Origin of the sequence: Myroides pelagicus (assembly GCF_009711055.1) — a bacterium.
In the GTDB taxonomy this organism is placed as follows: domain Bacteria; phylum Bacteroidota; class Bacteroidia; order Flavobacteriales; family Flavobacteriaceae; genus Flavobacterium; species Flavobacterium pelagicum.
The window spans coordinates 48,153-71,045 of sequence record NZ_WMJY01000011.1 but is presented as its reverse complement, the minus strand read 5'-3'; the positions used below and the strand labels follow the sequence as shown (position 1 = coordinate 71,045).

Sequence of the window (22,893 nt, the reverse complement as noted above, 5' to 3'; positions counted from 1 at the left end):
GTTATTTTAAAAAATTTGAGCCGATGGAGGGACTCGAACCCACGACCTGCTGATTACAAATCAGCTGCTCTAGCCAGCTGAGCTACACCGGCGACTCAATGCCTTTATTGCAATATGTACTTTTCAAAAATATTTGAGCCGATGGAGGGACTCGAACCCACGACCTGCTGATTACAAATCAGCTGCTCTAGCCAGCTGAGCTACACCGGCGACTCAATACTTTTATTGCAATATGTTATTTTCAAAAATTTGAGCCGATGGAGGGACTCGAACCCACGACCTGCTGATTACAAATCAGCTGCTCTAGCCAGCTGAGCTACACCGGCGACTCATTTTGCGAGTGCAAAGATAACACGCTTTTTGAATCTTACAAGCCTTTCGGCTTGTTTTTCTGTTCTTTTTTCAGACTACAGTGCGTTAATTTTTTCAACTAACTGACCTGCAACATCTTCTAATTTTTTATAAACACCTTTAAAATGTGCTTTTTTATTCTCTACGTTTTTAGCGTTTACTGCTTCGATTAATTCATCAAAAGAAGTTAATGTCTCTTCTAACAAAGCTTCTGTCTCAGCTGTTGGCCCACCAACAGTTGCCATTTCATGAATATAAATCGCTTGTATGATATCTCCTAATACGTAATGAATATCCTTTTTTAAGTTTTTTACACTTGCCATATTAATCTAATTTTATGGGTTAAAAATTTAAGCAAAGCTACAACATTAATACTATAAATTCTATTGTTTTTTAGGAAACAAAAATTTCAAGTAAAGTAGCTTTTCCTGTTATAACAAAATCGCTTATTGCAGCGGGTATTAATATACTATCTCCTTGAGCAAAAGAATACTGCTTATCGGCTATTTCAAACACACAACTGCCTTCTGTACAAACGTAAAAGAAGAATCTATCTGTTACCTTTTGCTTGTGATATTCACTTTCCAATGGAACATAATTCACTGAGAAGAATGGACAATCTACGATTGCATTTGCCTTATTTAAAGATTGTTCATAAGTCAGTTCTACCTGTTTTGGCCCGTAATTGATCGCATCTTTCGCCAAATCCACGTGTAACTCACGCGAATTACCTTGATCGTCTAACCGATCCCAGTCATATACGCGATACGTTATATCAGAAGTCTGTTGTATTTCCACTAGTAATATCCCTCCTCCAATTGCATGAATAGTCCCAGTCTCAATAAAAAAAACGTCGCCTTTTTTAACTGGTATTTCATTTAGTATAGATGGCAAAGTCTTTTCTTCCAGATGCTTCATATAGTCTTCTTGTTGTACCCCTTTTTTAAAGTCTACAACTACACGAGCTCCTGGATCTGCTTGCATGACATACCACATCTCTGTTTTTCCTAATGAGTTGTGTCTCCTCTTCGCTAAAGCATCATCGGGATGCAATTGAATAGATAAATCTTCCTTAGCATCTAAAAACTTAAATAATAAAGGAAATTGCTTCCCAAATCGATTAAATATATATGCTCCTAATATCTCATTAGGATATTGGTCTATGAGTTCTTCTAAGTTCACCCCCTTATACACCCCATTTGCGACGATACTTACATTATCAGTCACTCCTGAAGCTTCCCAACTTTCACCTACTTTATCAGAATGTATTTCTTTACCTAATACAGTATTTAATTTAACCCCTCCCCAAATACGTTCTTTGAAAATGGGCTCAAACACAATAGGATATTGATTAAAACTCATACGATATCTCTCCTATATAAAATTTTTGTAGGCTTCCCTACCTTTTCCCTTTTTAAAAAAATTCAAGCTGCAAATTTACAAATTTTACATCATACATTATACCATTTTAAAATTCTCCTTTAAAAGAAACAAAATTACGGGCAGTTTCATATAAAACTACCTCTAATTCTTTTGATTCTGATATAAATGGTCTTAACTTTTCCCAAATAACTACAGCTATATTTTCTGCTGTTGGATTCAAATTTTCAAATTCAGGTACATCTAAATTCAAATTCTTATGATCAAAAGGCTCTTCAATTTCAGCTTTAATCAAATCAGATAATTCCTTTAAATCCATAACAAACCCCGTATCGGGGTCTAATTCTCCAGTCACATGAACAATCAGCTCATAGTTATGCCCATGATAATTAGGGTTATTACACTTTCCAAAAACCATCTGATTCTTTTCATCGTCCCAATTCTTATTGAATAGACGATGTGCTGCATTAAAATGAGATTTTCTACTGACTGTTAAACGCATACTTTATTTTTTTTGAGCTTCTATAAAGTGATAAAATTTTGAGAATATAATTTTAAACCATGCTGTATATATTGCAGGATTTACCTCCATGTCTTCCTTAATAGCTTCAATAGACATCCACTTCCACCCTCCTACTTCCTCAGGATTCACCTCTGGTTCACCATTGAAATAACCAATCATTACATGATCGTATTCATGTTCCGTTAAACCATTGTCGAAAGGCGCTTTATATATAAAACTAAAAACATCCTTTAGGGGTACTTCAAACCCCATTTCTTCCATCAATCTTCTCCTACCTGCTTTTACATTTGTCTCTCCACTACGTTGGTGACTACAACATGTATTTGTCCACAACAAAGGCGAATGATATTTACCTGCTGCTCGTTGTTGAAGCATTACTTCATTTTTATCATTCAAAACAAACACAGAAAATGCTCTATGTAACAAAGCTTTTTCATGCGCTTCAATCTTTTCCATTACTCCAACCTCTTCGTCCTTTTCGTTTACTAATATCACAAATTCTTTTGCCATGCCTACTTTTAATTATATCAAATCCAAAAATACAAAAAAAGAAGCGCTTAATCTAATTACTTCATATATTACAACTTGTTTATTGGTATCCTATTTTATCCCTTACAAATAAATGTGAACTATCTCACTCAGTACCAAACATCATCAAAAAAAAAGACTCTATACTAATAAGTAAAACACAATATTCAACTTAACAAAAAAACACGAAACTCTAGGGTTGAAAACACAAAAACAAACCTTATCAACATTACAATCTATTTTCTAAATAGATCACTTCACTTAACTCATACAACATCAATAGCTAAAAAACACATTTAGCAACGAAACGAGTAAGCGAAAACTTGCATTCAATACCAAAATAAGTCCGTTTTATTACTTAACAATTACTATTATACCCTTTAAAAAAACAGAAAACACCATCAACTCAAATTTAGACACATCATACCCTGCCTCTCTTGACCTATACGTGCAGAATGCGTGCAGCTTCGTTGCCAAGAAGGTAGCTGTGGGCAAGCAAACTGCACTAATACTGCACCTATGGCTCAACCTCGCGAGGAAACAACTTGAATTTAGGTATATTTTCTTCAGAAAAATTAAAAACAAACAGTTAAAAACTCTACGCTTATCTTCTTTTACCTATACACCGTTTACAAAATTCCCATCTAATTCAGAACCTTATATTTAGAGCTCAACAAATCTAATATATATTTACTCCTCTCTATAAAAAATCAGCGTTTCTCTAAGTCCTTTTTAACTTCCTTTTCAACACCTAAACTATCTTATTTTCTCTACATTACATTGTGCTCTACAATTTAAATATTGTCACTTAAACTTACAATTATCCACGAAAAAAAAATAAATTTACACATTATCTTATTATTGTATTTTCTCCATTAAACTACTCCCTATACAACAACCATTAACACACAATTACAATAAGTCAATACTTATATTCACTTTTGCAAATCGAATTATCTCACCAAACAAGAGTCAGCCATTCCCCCAACCACCCCAATAACTTACTGATATTACCACCTATAATAAAGCACATTTCAATCTCCTATAGTTATGACTTCAGCACAAACAAATTGGTTTAAACATTTTTTGCTTAATTTTGAAGACAACTTTATACTATCATGGAAAGACTTATCAAACTTATTTGGGATTTTAGAGGTCCTGGAGCATCAAAAACAGCTGAACATCACATCATTCACCTTAAAGAATATATGGCAATAGAAAAACTCCCTATCACTATCATTGACATGGAAGATATCAACGAATTCTATAGTTTAGCTTATATTGTAGTTAATGACGAACAAATGCGCCAATTAAGAGATGTACTAAAACCACATCGCGGAGAACTTTACGAGCCCTCTACCTTACAAAATCCTCTTTAAAAAGACTTCTGAGCACCCTATATATTTGTTTCAAATACTTCACTACTATCTCTTCAAGTTTACTGGAAAGAAAAGTCAAACAAGGTATTGTATCTATTGAATAATAAAAATTACAGGAAGTATTTGCATATTATTACTATCAAAAGACATCAACCTTTAATATCTTAAACCATACAATACTCTTCATCGTTTCTAGGTTTCATTAGTAACCCAAACACCATTTTTTTTGCAATTAGCTTACATCAACTTAACCATGTTAAACTTTCCTTACACTTATTATTACTAATTTTCATCGCAATAGTAAATTCGATATATACTATTCGCTTTTGAACTGTATCAACAAAACCTCAAAAACAACTCACGATATAAACCATTCATTTGCGGAACACATTTTATAAACAAATTCGACATACTTCTACACACAATAAAAAAGGACGTTTTGAATTAACTCAAAACGTCCTCCTAATATAAAATTTTGTATAATTTCTCTAGTTTGCCTCTTTACTCATAAATTGAATACGCATAAGTCTAAGCTCTTCAGTATCATAATCTCCATCAAACTCTGCCATCGCTACTTTAATATTATCAGTTTCTGAATCCATGAAGTAGTCGTAGATTTCCTCTTGATTATCCTCATCTAATACTTCATCTAGCCAATAATCTATGTTCAATTTTGTACCTGAATAAACAATTTGCTCCATCTCCTTTAACAAGCCCCCCATATCTAACCCCTTTGCATTAGCAATATCCTCCAAAGATAACTTTCTATCTATACTTTGAATTATATAAAGTTTCAATGCTGAATTAGCCCCTGTAGACTTAACCACTAAATCATCAGGACGAATAATATCGTTTTCCTCTACATATTGCTTAATCACAGTAACGAAATCCTTACCATATTTTTTTGCTTTCCCTTCACTAACCCCAATAATATTAGCCATCTCATCTAAAGTAATAGGATACTTTAATCCCATTTCTTCTAACGATGGATCTTGAAACACAACAAACGGAGGCACGCCTGCTTTCTTCGCTACCTTTCTTCTAAGGTCTTTTAAAACCCCTACAAGAACTTCATCAGCTACAACAGATGATTTATTTTCAGTAGCGACTTGATCACTATCACTATCCGAATACACATGATCTTCCGTCATCATAAATGACGAAGGTGACTCTAAATACGCTAGACCTAATGGAGTAGATTTTAAAATTCCGTAAGTCTCAATATCCTTCTTAAGTAACCCTGCCACCAACATTTGGCGAATCAAAGCCATCCAATACTTATCTTCTTTATCTTTTCCACAACCAAAGAAAGGTTGACTGTCCGTTTTATTCACTTTAATCAAAGCATTGAGCTTCCCTAATAAAGTAATAACGATTTCTTTTGTTTTATAAATCTGCTTTGTATCGCGAACAAGCTTGATAACTTTCTCAACATCGTCCATAGCCTCAACCTTGTGCTTTGGATTGCGAACATTATCATCCATATCAGCCCCCTCACCATTTACTTCATCAAATTCTTCACCGAAGTAATGCAGAAGAAACTTACGTCTAGATATCGAAGTCTCCGCATATCCTACGACTTCCTGAAGTAAGGCAAACCCAATTTCTTGTTCAGCAATTGGCTTACCTGCCATAAACTTCTCAAGTTTTTCAATATCCTTGTATGAATAATAAGCCAAACAATATCCTTCACCACCATCACGACCAGCCCTACCAGTTTCTTGATAATAACTTTCTAAAGACTTTGGAATATCGTGGTGAATCACATAGCGAACATCAGGTTTGTCAATTCCCATACCAAATGCAATCGTAGCAACTACCACGTCCACTTCTTCCATCAGAAACATATCTTGATGTTTTGCACGCGTCTTTGCATCAAGTCCTGCATGATAAGGAACAGCACTCACACCATTAACTTGAAGTACATGAGCAATTTCCTCCACTTTCTTTCTACTCAAACAATAAATCACACCAGACTTACCTTGTCTTTGCTTAATAAAGCGAATAATATCAGACTCAATATTTTTAGTTTTAGGACGAATCTCATAGTACAAATTAGGTCTATTAAAAGAAGCTTTAAACACATTAGCCTTTGGCATCTCTAAGTTTTTTAGAATATCCTCTTGAACCTTAGGGGTAGCTGTAGCTGTAAGACCAATGATAGGAATATTTCCCAATTGCTTAATGATGTTGCGTAGATTTCTATACTCAGGTCTAAAATCGTGTCCCCATTCAGAGATACAATGAGCCTCATCAATAGCTACAAACGACAACTTCTCTCCTTGTAAAAAAGAAACATATTCCTCTTTTGTCAAAGACTCAGGCGCTACATAAAGCAACTTGGTCACTCCGTTGCGAATATCTTCTTTCACTTGGTTTACCTCTGTTTTTGTCAAAGACGAGTTCAAAACATGTGCAATACCATGCTCTGTAGATAAACTACGGATAGCATCCACTTGATTTTTCATCAAGGCAATCAGTGGTGAAACAACAATAGCAGTCCCTTCTAAAACCAAAGCGGGTAGCTGATAGCATAGAGATTTCCCTCCTCCAGTTGGCATGATAACAAAAGTATTATGCCCTGAAATAATACTTTTAACTACATCCTCTTGAAGACCTTTAAACTGTGAAAAGCCAAAAAATCTCTTTAACTCCTTGTGTAAGTCAAATTCAGTTGATTTCATTATTTTTGTATAGTATTTTACATAAATTTGCAGTACCTAAAGATACAAATTTTCTTTAGTGCAATCCTAATCATTTAACATTCACTAATTTTGAATACGACCGCAAATATACTAAAAACTGCTAAAGACACTTTATTATCTGAAAGTGAAAGCATTAAAGATCTTGTTAATTATTTAAGCGATGATTTTGCCGAAGCTGTCAAGACAATCAATCAATGTAAAGGACGAGTTATAGTGACAGGAATAGGCAAAAGTGCACTAATTGGAGCAAAAATAGTCGCAACTTTTAATTCTACTGGAACCCCAGCAATTTACATGCATGCTGCAGAAGCAGTACATGGAGACCTAGGAATTGTTCAACCAGAAGATTGTGTAATCTGTATATCAAATAGTGGAAATAGTCCAGAGATCAAAGTCTTAACTCCCCTACTAACACGTCGAGGGAATAAGCTAATAGCCATTACTGCAAATGAGAATTCATTCTTGGCAAAAGGAGCAGACTATGTTCTACTTTCAAAAGTAGAACGCGAAGCAGATCCAAATAACTTAGCTCCAATGAATAGTACGACAGCACAACTAGTATTGGGAGATGCACTAGCGGCTTGTTTAATACAAATAAGATCCTTTTCTCCTAGTGATTTTGCTCTGTATCACCCAGGAGGGGCTTTAGGTAAAAAACTTTTGCTTCTGGTCAAAAATATTCTTAAAAGCGAGAACAAACCAGCAGTAGCACCAAACTCCCCTATCAAAGATGTGATTGTAGAAATTTCAGAGAAAAGACTAGGTGTAACTGCAGTTGTTGAGAGCAATAAAATAATTGGTATAATTACTGATGGGGACTTACGTCGCATGCTACAAAGAAACGACTCATTAACTGACTTCGTTGCTTCAGATATTATGACTAAAGCACCGAAAACTATTGATGCTAATCAACACGTATCAAAAGCATTATCAATTTTAGAAGATAATTCTATCACACAACTTTTAGTAACAAACAACAATGAATACGCCGGTGTAATACACCTTCACGATATTCTAAAAGAAGGAATAGTTTAAAAATATGACACAGCAAGTGAAGAACGACAAGAAAGAAATGTCTTTTCTAGACCATTTAGAAGAGTTGCGTTGGCTATTAGTTAGATCCTCTATATTCATCTTAGGAGGAGGAGTGGTCGCTTTTTTCTTTAATGATTTTATATTCAACAAAATAATATTTGCCCCAAAAGACACTAATTTCATTACCTATCAAGTCTTTTGTAAAGTATCGAAGTATTTCAATATCGAAGATGGTTTTTGCAGCCAAGAATTGCCCTTTGAAATACAAAACCGAACAATGGACGGACAGTTCTCAGTTATCATATGGACCTGTATTACTGTAGGTTTTATTATAGCTGTCCCCTTCATCTTATGGGAGATTTGGAAATTCATTAGTCCGGCCTTGTACAAAAACGAAAAGAAATATGCTAAGTTGTTTATCGTAGTATCTTCTCTGTTATTTTTTATTGGGGTCCTTTTTGGATATTACGTAATTACCCCATTATCAATTAATTTCCTATCAAATATCCAAGTCAGCGATATCGTAAAAAATCAAATTGATATTAACTCTTACATTAGCTTAGTAAAAACAACTTCGGTTGCATGTGGATTAGTATTTGAACTTCCAATTATTATCTACTTCCTATCCGTAATGAATTTAGTTACACCCGAATTTTTACGAGAATATAGAAAATATGCAATTGTACTTATTTTAATTGTAGCATCAATCATTACCCCCCCAGATGTAGTGAGTCAAATTATCGTATCAATTCCTTTACTAATTTTATATGAAGTTAGTATTCATATCTCTAGATTTGTACAAAAGTCAAATAAAAGAAAGGAATTAGGAAACACTAATATCACTAAAGCCGAGTAAAATGAAATTAAGAGCAGATAATATAGTCAAAATATACAAAAAACGAAAAGTAGTAAAAGGAGTTTCTGTTGAAGTAAATCAAGGAGAAATAGTAGGATTACTAGGACCAAATGGAGCAGGTAAAACTACATCCTTTTATATGATTGTAGGATTAGTCAAACCAAATGCTGGTCACATATACCTAGACAACACGGACATCACGGATTTCCCAATGTATAAAAGAGCTCAACATGGGATTGGTTACTTAGCACAAGAAGCTTCAGTTTTTAGAAAATTAAGCATCGAAGACAATATACTAAGCGTACTTCAATTAACCAAACTCTCCAAGCAAGAACAAATTGCCAAGATGGAATCATTAATTGAGGAATTCAGCTTAGAACACATCCGTACAAACCGCGGTGACTTATTATCAGGAGGAGAAAGACGTCGTACAGAGATTGCTAGAGCTTTAGCAACAGATCCAAAGTTTATCTTACTCGATGAACCATTTGCTGGAGTTGACCCTGTAGCCGTAGAAGATATTCAACGCATTGTAGCTAAATTAAAAAACAAGAATATAGGTATTTTAATTACAGACCACAATGTACAAGAAACACTAGCTATTACAGATAAAACATATCTAATGTTTGAAGGAGGAATTTTAAAAGCAGGGGTACCAGAGGATTTAGCTGCTGATGAAATGGTAAGAAAAGTATATTTAGGACAAAACTTTGAACTTAGAAAGAAAAAATTAACTTTTTAAGCACAAAATCTTAAATAAGCTTTTAACAACAATTGATTTGCTTTGAATGAAAACTAATCGGTTTAATCATTTTTAGATTACAAAAATCAACCTAAGTTAAAATAACATTAGGATATAATCAATACTAACCTGCATAAATAGTTAACGTTTATAAGGTCTATTTTACATTTTTATTTTTTAGACTATCTATAAATTTTATATTTGCACAAAAAAAGAAAATGAAAATCAAAGTTCCCTTTTATATAACTGTTGTTTTCACAGTTTTTACTTTACTACTCACTTCGTGTGCTTCAAAAGATAAAGTATTATATTATCAAGATGCAGAAACCACACTTCTTAAAAATATTCAAGATACAAGGTTTCAGACTAGACTAAGACCAGATGACTTACTTATGATACTTGTATCAGCAGAAGACATAGAAGCAGCAGCACCGTTCAACTTAGTTAATAGTATGACAACAAACCCGCTTAACCCAGCAGGTACAGGACAAATGCAACAGCAATTATACTTAATAGACAATGATGGTTTTGTTCAATTTCCAGTATTAGGAACAGTTAAACTAGGAGGTCTTACCAAAAAAGAAGCGATAGATTACCTAACTAAAGAAATCGAACAGTACATCAATAACCCAATTATCAATCTTCGTATCATGAACTTCAAAGTAACGGTACAAGGTGAAGTGAATCGTCCAGGTGTACACTCAATCAATAGTGAACGTCTAACATTAACCGAAGCTATATCTTTATCAGGAGATATGACAATATACGGGAATAGAAAAAATGTATTAATTATCCGTGAGGTAGATGGACACAGAGTGCCTATTCGCGTAGATATGACCAAAGCAGACTTCATGAACTCATCATACTACTACCTAAATCAAAACGACATAGTATATGTAGAGCCTAACAAAACAAAAGTTAACTCTTCTGTAGTAGGGCCTAACTTAAGCCTTGGTATTTCTGCACTTTCACTATTGGTAACAATCATAGCATTAGCCTCTAAATAATTACTATGGAAAACAAATTTGACAACAACGACGACAACAATATAAACATCAGAGAAGAACTTGAAAAGTACTTAGTGCATTGGCGCTGGTTTATTTTGAGTGTAATAGTAACATTGGTCCTAGCGGTAATCTACTTACGTTACAGCGAAAAGACCTATAAAATAAATACAACCATCATCGTAAAAGATGAAAAAAGAGGAGGAGGAATCGCCTCAGAAATGGCTGCTTTTTCAGATCTTGGATTGTTATCTGGCGGAAAGAGTAATGTAGAAAATGAAACACAAATTCTTCAATCTAGAAGTTTAGCTGAGCGCACGGTAAGAAACCTAGCTTTAAATATCGCTTATATCAATGAAGGAAGAGTAGTTAAAAGTAATATGTATAAAAACAGCCCTATTACTTTCAACTTTGTAGAACGCGTATATGATTTTGACAATATTCGTTACACTTTTTATGTAAATAATATAAGTACAGACACTTATACCTTAGTTAACGAAGAAAAACAAGAAATAGGTACATTCAAGTATAACGATACTGTAGAAACCCTATTAGGTAAATTAATTGTCACTAAAAATGCAGATAAGCCACTTCCTACTTTAGTAAAAGTGAAAGACAATGATGAAGGCGATAAAGCTGTTACAGAAGTTACCGTTGAGATTTTCCCAATACAAAAAGTCGTAGACAACTATGTGAAAAATCTACAAATAGCTCCAACAGATAAGTTCTCAAGTGTATTAGATCTTTCATTATTAGACGCTACACCTAGCAAAGCAATTGACTACTTAAACACTTTAGTAAATCTATATAACGATGCTGCAATTGCGGACAAACGATTCATCTCAGAGAAAACTTCAGAATTTATCGAGAGTCGTTTAAATCTAATTACTGAAGAGCTAGGTGATGTAGAAAAAACAGTAGAAGGCTACAAATCAAGAAACAATATTACGGATATTCCTACAGAGTTAGGCTTATATCTTCAGAATACCAATGTTTACGAAAAACAAATCATCGAGAATGAAACGGAATTAAAAGTCGTTACTTCTATGATTGAATTCTTAAAAAAGAGTCAACCAGATGAATTAATTCCTGGCAATATAATATCATCAGATGCTAGCTCAAATAGTCTGATCAACCAATATAACAATATTGTGTTAGACAGAAACAGAATTAGTACAAGCTCTACAGCAAAAAACCCAGCAGTTATCAAATTAGATAATCAAATTGCTGCCATGAAAGCGTCAGTAATGGAAAGTCTTGTGAGATTACAAAACTCATTGAAGATTACCCAAAAAGAACTTTCAGAAAAGGAATCAGAATTACGCAATAGATTAGCTCAAGTACCGAGACAAGAAAGAGAGTTCAGAATTATAGATAGACAACAAAAGGTAAAAGAAGCTATTTACTTATATCTATTCCAAAAAAGAGAAGAAACAGCTATTGCATTAGCAGCAACTGATCTAAATGCAAAAGTCATTGACTTAGCAAAAAGCTCAGACAAACCAGTATCTCCTAAAAAAGCGATAATCCTATTAGCTGCTTTAATTATGGGAGGTTTAATTCCTTTTGCAATTATATACTTACGTAGCTTACTAGACACTAAAGTGAAATCGCGTATAGATATCGAAAATGGTACTAATTTACCTTTCTTAGGAGATATACCACACTCTGATGACAACTCTAAAATTGTTGACATATCTAGTAGAACGAGTACAGCAGAAGCACTCCGTATCATTCGTACGAACTTAGAATTTATGCTTAGCAATACTCAAGAGGGTAAAGCTAAAATGATTTTCTTAACGTCAACTTTCCCTAAGGAAGGTAAAACGTTTACTTCTGTTAATACTGCTGCTACAATCGCACTATCAGGAAAGAAAACATTACTAATTGGATTAGATTTACGTAATCCACGCCTAGATGATTATATCATGCTTCCAACTCAAGGGGTATCAGATTACTTATTGAGAAAAGAAGAGGATATTAATAAGTTTATTGTAAAAGTTGATGGTTACGACAATTTCTACGCATTACCAGCAGGAACAATTCCTCCAAACCCAGCCGAATTATTAATGGGCAACCGAATTGGAGAATTATTCGAAGAATTAAAAGACCAATACGACTATATCATTGTGGATACAGCACCTATTAGTTTAGTTACAGATACATTATTAATTGCTAAATATGCTGATACATTTATCTATGTAGCTAGAGCAAATTATTTAGACAAACGCATGCTAAAGCTGCCTAATGATCTTCATAAAGAAGGTAAGTTAACTAATATGTCTATCATTTTAAATGACACGAATACGACTAAAGGATACGGTGGTTATGGCTATGGTTATGGTTATGGCTATGGTTATGGCCAAGAAAACGAAGCTAAAAACCGCCCTTGGTGGAAAAAAATATTAAATAAAGACTAGTCAAAAAGGTCGTTCAATGCTGAACGGCCTTTTTTCATTAATCGACAAAATATTATATCAAAAAATATCAATTTGTAAATATACAAAGCTCGAAATATCAAATTAGCAAATCGACATAACTAAGGGGTATTTTAGTAAGAATTGTAGTAGTGATTTAGTATATTTGCTTTAAACTTTTAAAAAATACGACAGACACCTGTCAACAATAATATTGTTTTCATTTAAAATACAAAAGAATGACACAAAAATCTAAAATCCTTTACACGCTAACGGATGAAGCACCAATGTTAGCTACCTTTTCTTTTTTACCAATCGTACAAGCATTCGCTAAAACAGCAAATATCGATGTAGAAACTCGCGATATTTCATTAGCAGGAAGAATCCTTGCAAACTTTTCTGAATTCTTAAAAGAAGATCAAAAGATTGGTGATGCATTAAGTGAACTAGGTAACCTAGCAAAAACACCAGAAGCAAATATTATTAAACTCCCTAATATATCTGCTTCTATTCCACAGTTAAATGAGGCAATAAAAGAATTACAAGCACATGGTTTTGCAGTACCAAACTATCCTGCAGATCCTAAAAATGATGAAGAAAAGGCAATCAAAGCTAAATATGCAAAAGTTCTTGGTTCAGCTGTAAACCCTGTTTTACGTGAAGGAAATTCAGATCGTAGAGCACCAAAAGCAGTAAAGAACTATGCAAAAAAACACCCTCACTCAATGGGAGCTTGGTCAGCAAATTCAATAACTAGTGTAGCGTCAATGCAAGAAGGTGATTTTTATGGTACTGAAAAATCAGTTACTGTAGCTGAAAACACTAATTTTAAAATTGAATTCGTTGCAAAAGATGGAAGTACTAAGTTGCTAAAAGATTACGCTCCTTTATTAGCAGGAGAAGTAATTGATTCATCAGTAATGACATTAAATAAATTAAAAGCTTTCGTTTCTGAATGTAAAGAAGAAGCAAAAGCAAAAGGAATATTGTTCTCTACACACTTAAAAGCTACCATGATGAAGGTGTCAGATCCTATTATTTTTGGAGCTGTTGTAGAAGGTTACTTTGCAGACGTATATGCTAAATATGCAGATGTCTTCGCTGAATTAGGAATCATACCAAACAATGGTCTAGGTGACTTATACGCTAAGATTGCAGGACACGTTAAAGAAGCAGAGATAAAGGCTGCTATTGATACTGCTATTGCTAATGGACCAGATATTGCAATGGTAAATTCTGATAAAGGAATTACAAACTTACACGTTCCTTCTGATGTAATCGTAGATGCTTCTATGCCTGCAATGATTCGTACTTCAGGACAAATGTGGAACAAAGAAGGTAAACAACAAGATACTTTAGCTATCATACCAGACCGTTGCTACGCTGGTGTTTACCAAACTGTAATCGAAGACTGTAAAGCTAATGGTGCATACAACCCTACTACAATGGGATCAGTTCCAAATGTAGGTTTAATGGCTCAAAAAGCTGAAGAATATGGTTCTCATGATAAAACATTCCAAGCAGAAGCCGCTGGTACTATACGCGTGTCTGATGATAAAGGAAACATCTTCTTCGAACAAAACGTAGAGTCAGGAGATATCTTCAGAATGTGTCAGACTAAAGATGCACCAATTCAAGATTGGGTTAAACTAGCTGTTAATCGTTCACGTTTATCTGATACTCCAGCAATTTTCTGGTTAGATGAAAACAGAGCACACGATAGAGAAATAATTGCTAAAGTAAAAAAATACTTACAAGATCACGACACAACTGGTTTAGACATTAGAATATTAAACCCTGTTGAAGCAACTAAAGTTTCAGTAGATAGAATTCGTCAAGGATTAGATACGATATCAGTTACAGGAAACGTTTTACGTGATTACTTAACTGATTTATTCCCTATCTTAGAAGTAGGTACTTCTGCAAAAATGCTTTCTATTGTTCCATTAATGAATGGTGGTGGGTTATTCGAAACGGGAGCAGGTGGATCAGCACCAAAACACATCGAACAATTTATTGAAGAAGGATACTTACGTTGGGACTCATTAGGTGAATTCTTGGCCTTAGGAGCATCTTTTGAGCACTTAAGTCAAACACAAAACAATGCAAAAGCATTAGTGCTAGCTGAAACTCTAGATGAAGCTACTGCTAAATTCTTAGACAATGATAAATCACCTGCTCGTAGAATTGGTTCTATTGACAATAGAGGTTCACACTTCTATTTAGCAATGTACTGGGCAGAAGCATTAGCCAATCAAGATAAAGATGCTGAATTAAAAGCTAAATTTACTCCTATCGCTAATGAAATGATTGCAAATGAAGTTGAAATAAATAAAGAACTTATTGAAGCACAAGGTAAGCACCAAGCTATTCAAGGCTATTATCAACCAAACCAAGAAGCTACTGCTAAAGCAATGAGACCTAGTTCAACATTGAATAAAATTGTTGATTCAATCGCTTAATAATTAAGCTTTACACAATACTAAAAAAGGAGGTTTGTATAAACCTCCTTTTTTCTTCTACTTACTACTTTGAATATATTTTATATATCTAACAATATCTGGTATTTACGCCCGATAGGTACTTCTTCATCATTATTCATAATTACTTTACTAGCTAAGCGTTTTTTAACTTGTTCCTTGTTAATCACAAATGAACGATGCACTTGAATAAAACTATCTCTTAAAAGTTCCGACTTGATTCCTATTAGTGAGCCATAGACAAAGTAACTCTTACGTCTACCTGTGGTAAACACTTTAATATAATTACCCGCACTTTCGATATATAAAATATCATCAAGATTAACTTTATAATCAACTCCATCTTCTTTAATACTAATAACAGAAGGTGCTTCTTGCTGTCCCCCTCTGTCTTTACAGAAAACTTTTGCTTTCTCTACTGCTTTCAGAAACTTTGCAAAAGAAATAGGTTTCAATAAGTAATCAACCGCATCATTCTGATAAGAATCTAATGCGTAGTCTGAATAGGCAGTAGTTACAATTGTAGTTGGCTTAACAGCAAGCATACCTAAAAACTCTATCCCTGATACTAAAGGCATATTGATATCAAGAAATAAAATATCAACTTCGTTCTCTTGTATAAAAGTTAATGCTTCTTTACCATTATAAGCATGTCCTACACAAATTAATTCAGCACACTGATTAATATGACTTAATAAAACCTGATGTGCAGGCTTCTCGTCATCTACAATTAAGCATTTATAGGTAATTCCCATAACTCTAGTTTGGTTTTATAATAGTTCTTAGTTTTGTTTCTTATAAATTTATAAGGCAATTTAGTTACTTCAAGACGTCGCTCCAAGTTTTTAATACCCACACCTGTACCATTCTGCACTAACTCATCAGAAAGGCAACTATTCTCTATTTCAAAAAACAATCGATTATTTCTTTCATAACAACGTAATTTCACATAAGGATTATCAGTCTGCAAACTAAACTTAATTGCATTCTCTACTAAACTAAAATACATCAATGGAGGAATCTTAAACTTACCTACAACTCCTTTGTAATCAATATCTACAATTAAATTATTACTTCGAAACTTGTAATAATTAAAATATTCATTAAGGAACTCTATTTCATCTTTTACATCAACAAACTCTTTCTTTGTAGCCTCTAACTGATAACGAAGTAAATGCGACAACTGCAAAATACGCTCTGGGGTCTCGTTAGGATTGGTTAATGCCTCCCCATAAAGATTATTCATTGCATTCAAGAGGAAATGGGGATTGAGTTGCATCTTTAAGAAATCTAGTTCTGCTACAGTACTCACTAGACGTTTTTCTCTGACTGTGATATCGTTAAACGTCCATAAATGGATAAAGTAAGCACCAGTACCCAGAAAAGCAAAAAACAATACATTAACTGTCTCTATCAACCAGGAATCAAAATCATGTGTGCGCATATTTACATACCCTTTACCAATAATAACCCCTGTCCAATAGCAAAAAGCTAATGGAAAAAACTTATCGTACTGTTTTGTTATGACATAGCGCTTAATCATCGTAAGGTTACTGACAATAATAGCACCATAAATAATAAAAAAGTCCGGTAGTAACTCTATCCATATCTGACTCAACGTACGTTCCCTTTTATCAGCAGATGCAGCAAATGTAAACACACAGACTAATAAAACGATAACGACTATATTCCTAAACCAAAAATTCGAATAAATCTTGCCTAATACTTTCATATATTCAAAAATACGAATCAAAAGACAATAATCAGCTACCAAATACTCCTAGTTATCTACAAACCATTAGTATAATTCTTTTCAAGAGCTAATACTTTAGCTTCTATTCAATTAATAAAGGTAAATCCCTGAAAGTAAATTAACTTGTAGATGCTACTATCCTATTACTTCTGCAAAAGTTCCTTTGCATGGAGTATTGCAGATTCAGATATATCAGCACCAGACAACATCTGAGCAATTTCGTTGACGCGTTTGTCATCTTTCAACTCTACTAGTTGCGATATTGTCCCTCCTTTGTCTTCTGACTTAAATACTTTGAAGTGAGTGTTACCTTTACAAGCTATTTGTGGTAAATGAGTAATAGCAAAAACCTGCATCTTTGAGCTCATATCCCTCATAATATTCCCCATTTTATCAGCAACTTCCCCAGATACACCAGTATCAATCTCATCAAAGATAATAGTTGGCAAATTAGAATAAACCGCCAACACCGATTTTATAGCTAACATTATACGCGACATTTCACCTCCAGAAGCTACCTTTTTGAGTAAACCAAAATCACTTCCTTTATTCGCAGAAAACATTAATTGAATTTGATCTTTACCATTTGATAGAAAATGTGCAGCTTCGATAAATTTAAATCTAAATCGTGACGCTGGCATTCCTACCAAACTAAGTATATCAATCAATTGCTTTTGCAAACTAGGAATCACATCTTTACGTGCTGTAGATATATTATTAGCTAACACACTCAAGCGGTCTTCTAAACGCTTGATATCCTTTTGAGCCTTTTCGATTTGTTCTTCTAAGCTATTTGCTTTAAAAACTTTAGAACTTAATTCTTCTTCGATTTTAAGCAGTTCTTCTACTGTAGATACTTGATGTTTCTTTTGTAACGCATATAACAATTGAAGGCGCTCATTGATTAACGTCATTTGTTCTGGATCTGAAATAACCGACTCGATTAAACTTTCCAAATCATTGGCTATATCACTTACTTCAATATCAACACTAATCACACGATCAGTTAATTCCTTATATTCTGCATCGAGACCTGAGATCTTTTGTAGTAAAGTACGTATTTCTCTTAAGTTTGAAATTACTCCTACTTGTTCCTCAGTAAACAAAGACGAAGCGTGAGTAAAACTTTCTCTAACATGTTCTACATTATTCAGTTTTTCATACTCTTGCTCTAACACTACTTGATTTAAACTAGTTAGATTAGCCTCTTCTAGCTCTTGTAATAAAAAGTTGTTATAATCTTGTTCTTTAACTAAAGAACTTTGTAATTCGATATAATCGGCTAATTCATTAACGCGTTGTTTGTACTCTTTTAAAGTTGTACTATATTCTTCAAGCAAGCTATGATTATCAGCAATTATATCAATAATTTGCAACTGGTAATTTTCATCTGACAATTCTCCCGTTTGATGCTGCGAATGAATATCTATTAAGTAACTACTTAAAACTTGTAAGTCAGATAAATTAACAGGACTATCGTTGACAAATGCACGGGATTTACCTGAAGGCAAAATCTCTCTACGAATAATTGTTATCTCTTCATAATCAACAGATAAACTATCAAACACCTCCTCTAAATTGTAATTAACTAGATTAAAGTGTCCTTCAACAATACACTTTTCTTCTTTATTTTTAAGCGAGGCTAAATCTGCTCTTTTACCTTGTAGTAATCCTAGAGCTCCAAGCAATATCGATTTACCAGCACCTGTCTCTCCAGTAATTATAGTAAAGCCTTCATCAAATGCCTGTTCCAACGACTCAATTAAAGCAAAATTCTTAATTGTTAATAAACTCAACATAACTTTTCCTTTTTTACTACAAATTATCCCATTTAGAAGTATTCAGAGGAGCTAGCTTTTTCAATAAACTAACTACTAGCTTTTTATTCTTATCCGTAATACCAGAATAGATACTATTTAACTCTTCTGTCTTTGCGTCAAAAAAAATGCGCATTAAAAAAGAATTAGGTCGTATTGCATGCAAAGCTTCCAATTGTTTAAGAGACTCATAGATACCATCACGTCCCATCTCTAGATTAGACGCCATCTGATCCAATCCTTTCAAATGATAAGTATACATTGCTTTTCGATACGCTTCACCTGTACCTGCAATAATATCATTTATCAAATAGTATCTATTTGCTGTACCATCTCCTTGTTTCCAACCTTTAGCTCCTGATTGTTGTGCTAATGATACTATACTAGCTGCAGCTTGCAAAGATTCGTTACCTCCATTCTGCTTAAAAGTATCTCCATCTAATCCAATTATAACATTGGCGTAAAATGCAATTAAACTAACCAAATTCGAATCAAACGAATTAGGGTTGTAAAACAAGTTCTCAAATTCAATATACGAAAATGAAATATCCTTATCATTAAAGTTTAAAATCGGTGTAGAATAAGATGAATTATAAACTGGTCGAGTCGCTTGTACTTGCAGACTACCACTCACTGTATTATTACTATAAGAGTTTACTGTAAGTATAAAAACGCAATCTATTTTCTCAATTGCCCCATATGACTCAGAAGACCAACGTGTATTATTAACAAACTCTTGTAAAGAGCGCTCTAATGTTTTAAAATAAGCCTGATTACTATTACCTACTTGACTATGATTGATATTTACAGTTGCTTGCAACTCTTGTCCATAAGAATTGATTAACAAGGATAAAAAAACGCATAGCCAAATTAGTTTATTCATAATGCTTTATTATTTTTTTCACAATATCGTTGGCGACTTCTTCCTTCGATTTCAAATCCATTGGTTGAATATTGAAATCCTTATCTATAAAGGTAACTTTATTTGTTGGTTTACCAAAACCAGCTCCTTTATCATTCAAAGAATTTAATACGATAAGATCTAAATTCTTTTTCTTAATCTTTTGCTTAGCGTATTCCTCCTCATTTTCGGTTTCTAAAGCAAAACCAACTAAAAACTGATGCTTTTTAATAGCCCCTAAAGAAGCTAGTATATCCGGATTCTTCTCTAATTCGATGACGAATTCTTCGCTATTCTTTTTAATCTTTTGATCTGCTACATACTTAGGTCTATAATCTGCTACTGCTGCTGCTGCAACCACAACATCTACTTCCCCAAATACACGATGACAAGCATCATACATCTCTAACGCTGACGTTACATGAATAATCCTAATACCAGCCTCTTTGGTAACAAGATGAGTCGGACCTGCAACTAAATATACTTCTGCACCGTACTTAGCTAAACTATTTGCAATATCAAATCCCATCTTTCCAGATGAGTGGTTACCAATAAAACGCACAGGGTCTATAGGTTCATAAGTTGGTCCCGCTGTTACAAGGACTTTCTTCCCTGATAGAGCTAACGATTTAGATAACTCCTCTTTAATGTAGTCGATAATATGTTCAGGCTCCGCCATTCTTCCTTTTCCTACTAAACCACTAGCCAACTCTCCTTCTTCAGCTGGTATAATTAAATTTCCATAAGACATTAAACGTTGTAAGTTCAATTCAGTTGATGGATGCGCATACATATCCAAGTCCATAGCAGGAGCTACATAAACCGGACACTTTGCAGACAAATACACTGCCATTAATAGATTATCGCAAATACCATTAGCCATTTTTCCCAATGTACTTGCAGTAGTTGGTGCAATAAGCATTAAGTCTGCCCATAGCGCTAAATCGACGTGATTATTCCAAGTCCCTCCTTCATCACCAGCATTGAAGAATTTGGTATAAACTGGTTTCTTTGATAAAGTAGATAAGGTATAAGGAGTGACAAATTGATGAGAAGCAGGTGTCATAAGTACTTGTACTTCTGCACCTGCTTTTATTAGTAGACGTACTAAGCTTGCCGATTTATAAGCGGCAATTCCTCCAGTGATACCCAGTATTACTTTTTTTCCGCTTAATACTGACATTTTCTTAGTATAAATTATTTAACTGCTTCTTTAAAAGTCACTTTTCCTTCTAACCATTCTTCAACAGCAAGTGCATGTGCTTTTGGAAGTTTCTCATAAAACTTAGATACTTCGATTTGTTCTTTATTTTCAAAAACTTCATCTAAACTATCATTATACGTAGCGAACTCCTCTAATTTCTCAATCAACTCTCCTTTAATCTCCGTGTTGATTTGACTAGCTCTCTTTGCAATAATTGTAATAGCTTTATAAACGTTACCTACCGGTTCCTCTATTGTATTCTTGTTATAAGTAACTGTGTTTACAGGAGCATTTGTTTTCTTTAAATCCATCTCGCTTAAAATTATTTTGAAAATTTTTCTAATTCTTTATTTATATCCTCTAGCATATCATCCGCCTCACTTCTATACTTCGTATCAGCATTAAAACGAATCAATCCTTCATACATAGTTTGTGCATTTATCAAACGCTCTTCCATCTTATACAATACACTATTCATTGCTAATTTATAGGCTGAATCTAACTTATAAAATAAAGCATCTTCTTTAAACTCTGTACCAGGAAAATCATATATGAAATTATCCAAAGCTATAATTGCCGCTGAATAGTTTCTAGTATATCCTCCAATAGTATTTAATTGCTTAGCATTCTCATAGGCTTTGCGTTCTAGCTTTTTATTCAAATCACTCATCAATGAATTAGCTTCAAACACAAAATCCGATGTTGGATACTGATCAATAAAACGTTGTAGCTTTTCAATTGTCTCATCAGTAATATACTGATCTAACGAGTATACTGGAGACAGTTTAATACCACACTTTATCTCTTTCAACAAGGCTTCTTCTCTCTTCTCACTACGTGGATAACTCGAAGCAAATATTCTAAATCTCGAACCTGCTGTCTCATAATCCTTTGTAATATATGTAGCCTCAGCAAAGTTAAAGTACATATCTTCAGCATCAGGACGCGCTCGATAAGCTGACTCTAGCTGCTCATATAAGCGTATAGCACGTCTATACTTCTTTTGTTCGTAATATTGGTTTGCTACCTCCTTTTTATATTCTAAATCCTCTGATTTCAATGCTTTTTGCATAGGACTACACCCAACCAGAAAAAGCATCAAAAGAGATAAACCGATATATCTTTTCATAAATAATTTTATAGTTTTTTAAACAAAAGTGCTTCTGCATACTTACTACAAAGCAATTGCAAATTTAGTTATTAATTGCATTATACAAAAACCTTTTTACATGAAAAAGAAAAGATGTCATTTTATAGACACCTTTTCTTAATATTCTAATTCTTAATAGACTACTAGATTGCCGTATTATTAGCTCCTTGTTGATTAAACCCTTTGATATCATTATCAAATAAGTATAATCCTCCCTTATCATCTCCAATCAAATTGATTTTGTCTAAGATTGTACGTGCAGTAGCCTCTTCTTCAATTTGTTCAGATACATACCACTGTAAAAAGTTATGTGTCGCATAATCTCTTTCTTCTAACGCAATATGAACTAACTCATTAATACTTTTAGATACAAATACTTCATGGTTAAACAATTGCTCGAATAATGTTTTGAATGAACTATGGTCTAATTCTGGTTTAGTAACCGCCGGTATTACAGCCTCTCCTCCTCTTTGATTAATGTATTTAACCAATTTCAACATATGTTGACGCTCTTCATCTGACTGTGCAAACATAAAAGTTGCAATTCCTTCAAAACCCTGAAGCTCAGCCCATGATGCCATTGCTAAATATATCTGAGAAGAATCCCCTTCTAATTTAACTTGTTCATTTAAAGCTTCTTGTAATTTATCTGATAACATATTGTCTTA

At 33.8% G+C, this 22,893-nt stretch carries 20 protein-coding genes and 3 tRNA genes; 7 read left to right on the top strand and 16 right to left on the bottom strand.

What is annotated here, in order from left to right; all coding sequences use genetic code 11:
* Nucleotides 1–18 precede the first annotated feature (18 nt).
* The 7 genes from GJV77_RS06760 to idi form a co-directional block, all read right to left on the bottom strand.
* A tRNA-Thr gene (locus tag GJV77_RS06760) sits at nt 19–92 on the bottom strand.
* A 44-nt stretch (nt 93–136) separates the two neighbouring features.
* Nucleotides 137–210, bottom strand: a tRNA-Thr gene (locus GJV77_RS06755).
* 42 nt (nt 211–252) lie between these two features.
* Nucleotides 253–326 (bottom strand) — tRNA-Thr (locus GJV77_RS06750).
* 81 nt (nt 327–407) lie between these two features.
* The gene (locus tag GJV77_RS06745) at nt 408–674 is read right to left on the bottom strand and encodes a hypothetical protein (RefSeq protein WP_155035618.1); all 267 of its coding nucleotides are present in this window, start codon (nt 672–674) and stop codon (nt 408–410) included.
* A 70-nt stretch (nt 675–744) separates the two neighbouring features.
* Entirely contained in the window at nt 745–1,713 is a 969-nt protein-coding gene (locus tag GJV77_RS06740; protein WP_155035617.1) for a type I phosphomannose isomerase catalytic subunit, read from the bottom strand.
* 106 nt (nt 1,714–1,819) lie between these two features.
* Nucleotides 1,820–2,233, bottom strand: a complete 414-nt coding sequence (locus GJV77_RS06735) for a 6-pyruvoyl trahydropterin synthase family protein (RefSeq protein ID WP_155035616.1) — start codon at nt 2,231–2,233, stop codon at nt 1,820–1,822.
* 3 nt (nt 2,234–2,236) lie between these two features.
* Nucleotides 2,237–2,764, bottom strand: coding sequence for an isopentenyl-diphosphate Delta-isomerase (gene idi, locus GJV77_RS06730; RefSeq protein ID WP_155035615.1), 528 nt, complete (start codon nt 2,762–2,764; stop codon nt 2,237–2,239).
* Between the two features lie 1,136 nt (nt 2,765–3,900).
* Between idi and GJV77_RS06725 the strand changes: the two genes are divergently transcribed.
* Complete coding sequence (locus GJV77_RS06725) at nt 3,901–4,161, top strand: hypothetical protein (RefSeq protein WP_155035614.1); 261 nt, start codon at nt 3,901–3,903, stop codon at nt 4,159–4,161.
* Nucleotides 4,162–4,649: 488 nt separating this feature from the next.
* Here GJV77_RS06725 and GJV77_RS06720 read toward each other — a convergent pair whose 3' ends face one another.
* Nucleotides 4,650–6,845, bottom strand: a complete 2,196-nt coding sequence (locus tag GJV77_RS06720; protein WP_155035613.1) for a RecQ family ATP-dependent DNA helicase — start codon at nt 6,843–6,845, stop codon at nt 4,650–4,652.
* Nucleotides 6,846–6,935: 90 nt separating this feature from the next.
* Here GJV77_RS06720 and GJV77_RS06715 point away from each other — a divergent pair, with 90 nt between their 5' ends.
* The 6 genes from GJV77_RS06715 (at nt 6,936) to GJV77_RS06690 (ending at nt 15,382) form a co-directional block, all read left to right on the top strand.
* Nucleotides 6,936–7,901: a KpsF/GutQ family sugar-phosphate isomerase gene (locus GJV77_RS06715; protein ID WP_155035612.1), complete on the top strand. Its 966-nt coding sequence runs from the start codon at nt 6,936–6,938 to the stop codon at nt 7,899–7,901.
* 37 nt (nt 7,902–7,938) lie between these two features.
* Entirely contained in the window at nt 7,939–8,757 is an 819-nt protein-coding gene (gene tatC / locus GJV77_RS06710) for a twin-arginine translocase subunit TatC (RefSeq protein WP_155035637.1), read from the top strand.
* 1 nt (nt 8,758) lies between these two features.
* Nucleotides 8,759–9,499, top strand: a complete 741-nt coding sequence (gene lptB, locus GJV77_RS06705) for an LPS export ABC transporter ATP-binding protein (RefSeq protein WP_155035611.1) — start codon at nt 8,759–8,761, stop codon at nt 9,497–9,499.
* Nucleotides 9,500–9,717: 218 nt separating this feature from the next.
* A complete protein-coding gene (locus GJV77_RS06700) occupies nt 9,718–10,506 on the top strand; it encodes a polysaccharide biosynthesis/export family protein (protein WP_155035610.1) in 789 nt (262 codons plus the stop codon).
* Nucleotides 10,507–10,511: 5 nt separating this feature from the next.
* On the top strand, nt 10,512–12,923 hold the full coding sequence (locus GJV77_RS06695; protein WP_155035609.1) for a GumC family protein: 2,412 nt from the start codon (nt 10,512–10,514) through the stop codon (nt 12,921–12,923).
* Nucleotides 12,924–13,159: 236 nt separating this feature from the next.
* Nucleotides 13,160–15,382 (top strand): NADP-dependent isocitrate dehydrogenase, encoded by a 2,223-nt coding sequence (locus GJV77_RS06690; protein ID WP_155035608.1) that lies wholly within the window; start codon nt 13,160–13,162, stop codon nt 15,380–15,382.
* An 80-nt stretch (nt 15,383–15,462) separates the two neighbouring features.
* Here GJV77_RS06690 and GJV77_RS06685 read toward each other — a convergent pair whose 3' ends face one another.
* The 8 genes from GJV77_RS06685 to GJV77_RS06650 form a co-directional block, all read right to left on the bottom strand.
* Nucleotides 15,463–16,155 (bottom strand): LytR/AlgR family response regulator transcription factor, encoded by a 693-nt coding sequence (locus tag GJV77_RS06685; protein WP_155035607.1) that lies wholly within the window; start codon nt 16,153–16,155, stop codon nt 15,463–15,465.
* Nucleotides 16,131–17,132, bottom strand: coding sequence for a sensor histidine kinase (locus GJV77_RS06680; RefSeq protein WP_155035606.1), 1,002 nt, complete (start codon nt 17,130–17,132; stop codon nt 16,131–16,133). The genes GJV77_RS06685 and GJV77_RS06680 overlap by 25 nt, the downstream gene beginning before the upstream one ends.
* Before the next feature lie 164 nt (nt 17,133–17,296).
* On the bottom strand, nt 17,297–18,952 hold the full coding sequence (recN, locus tag GJV77_RS06675; protein ID WP_155035605.1) for a DNA repair protein RecN: 1,656 nt from the start codon (nt 18,950–18,952) through the stop codon (nt 17,297–17,299).
* 16 nt (nt 18,953–18,968) lie between these two features.
* Nucleotides 18,969–19,853, bottom strand: a complete 885-nt coding sequence (porD, locus tag GJV77_RS06670; protein WP_155035604.1) for a type IX secretion system protein PorD — start codon at nt 19,851–19,853, stop codon at nt 18,969–18,971.
* On the bottom strand, nt 19,846–21,054 hold the full coding sequence (gene coaBC, locus GJV77_RS06665; protein WP_155035603.1) for a bifunctional phosphopantothenoylcysteine decarboxylase/phosphopantothenate--cysteine ligase CoaBC: 1,209 nt from the start codon (nt 21,052–21,054) through the stop codon (nt 19,846–19,848). Before coaBC ends, porD begins: the two co-directional genes overlap by 8 nt.
* A gap of 14 nt (nt 21,055–21,068) precedes the next feature.
* A complete protein-coding gene (locus tag GJV77_RS06660; protein ID WP_155035602.1) occupies nt 21,069–21,386 on the bottom strand; it encodes a DNA-directed RNA polymerase subunit omega in 318 nt (105 codons plus the stop codon).
* A gap of 11 nt (nt 21,387–21,397) precedes the next feature.
* Nucleotides 21,398–22,204: an outer membrane protein assembly factor BamD gene (locus GJV77_RS06655; RefSeq protein ID WP_155035601.1), complete on the bottom strand. Its 807-nt coding sequence runs from the start codon at nt 22,202–22,204 to the stop codon at nt 21,398–21,400.
* A 164-nt stretch (nt 22,205–22,368) separates the two neighbouring features.
* Entirely contained in the window at nt 22,369–22,884 is a 516-nt protein-coding gene (locus GJV77_RS06650; protein ID WP_155035600.1) for a ferritin, read from the bottom strand.
* Nucleotides 22,885–22,893 lie beyond the last annotated feature (9 nt).

Coding starts and splice junctions, on each gene's coding strand:
- GJV77_RS06745 (WP_155035618.1), bottom strand. CDS start 674: ATGGCAAGTGTAAAAAACTTAAAAAAGGATATTCATTACGTATTAGGA.
- GJV77_RS06660 (WP_155035602.1), bottom strand. CDS start 21,386: ATGGATTTAAAGAAAACAAATGCTCCTGTAAACACAGTTACTTATAAC.
- GJV77_RS06700 (WP_155035610.1), top strand. CDS start 9,718: ATGAAAATCAAAGTTCCCTTTTATATAACTGTTGTTTTCACAGTTTTT.
- GJV77_RS06740 (WP_155035617.1), bottom strand. CDS start 1,713: ATGAGTTTTAATCAATATCCTATTGTGTTTGAGCCCATTTTCAAAGAA.
- lptB (WP_155035611.1), top strand. CDS start 8,759: ATGAAATTAAGAGCAGATAATATAGTCAAAATATACAAAAAACGAAAA.
- coaBC (WP_155035603.1), bottom strand. CDS start 21,054: ATGTCAGTATTAAGCGGAAAAAAAGTAATACTGGGTATCACTGGAGGA.
- GJV77_RS06695 (WP_155035609.1), top strand. CDS start 10,512: ATGGAAAACAAATTTGACAACAACGACGACAACAATATAAACATCAGA.
- porD (WP_155035604.1), bottom strand. CDS start 19,853: ATGAATAAACTAATTTGGCTATGCGTTTTTTTATCCTTGTTAATCAAT.
- recN (WP_155035605.1), bottom strand. CDS start 18,952: ATGTTGAGTTTATTAACAATTAAGAATTTTGCTTTAATTGAGTCGTTG.
- tatC (WP_155035637.1), top strand. CDS start 7,939: ATGTCTTTTCTAGACCATTTAGAAGAGTTGCGTTGGCTATTAGTTAGA.
- GJV77_RS06655 (WP_155035601.1), bottom strand. CDS start 22,204: ATGAAAAGATATATCGGTTTATCTCTTTTGATGCTTTTTCTGGTTGGG.
- GJV77_RS06720 (WP_155035613.1), bottom strand. CDS start 6,845: ATGAAATCAACTGAATTTGACTTACACAAGGAGTTAAAGAGATTTTTT.
- idi (WP_155035615.1), bottom strand. CDS start 2,764: ATGGCAAAAGAATTTGTGATATTAGTAAACGAAAAGGACGAAGAGGTT.
- GJV77_RS06690 (WP_155035608.1), top strand. CDS start 13,160: ATGACACAAAAATCTAAAATCCTTTACACGCTAACGGATGAAGCACCA.
- GJV77_RS06680 (WP_155035606.1), bottom strand. CDS start 17,132: ATGAAAGTATTAGGCAAGATTTATTCGAATTTTTGGTTTAGGAATATA.
- GJV77_RS06725 (WP_155035614.1), top strand. CDS start 3,901: ATGGAAAGACTTATCAAACTTATTTGGGATTTTAGAGGTCCTGGAGCA.
- GJV77_RS06735 (WP_155035616.1), bottom strand. CDS start 2,233: ATGCGTTTAACAGTCAGTAGAAAATCTCATTTTAATGCAGCACATCGT.
- GJV77_RS06650 (WP_155035600.1), bottom strand. CDS start 22,884: ATGTTATCAGATAAATTACAAGAAGCTTTAAATGAACAAGTTAAATTA.
- GJV77_RS06685 (WP_155035607.1), bottom strand. CDS start 16,155: ATGGGAATTACCTATAAATGCTTAATTGTAGATGACGAGAAGCCTGCA.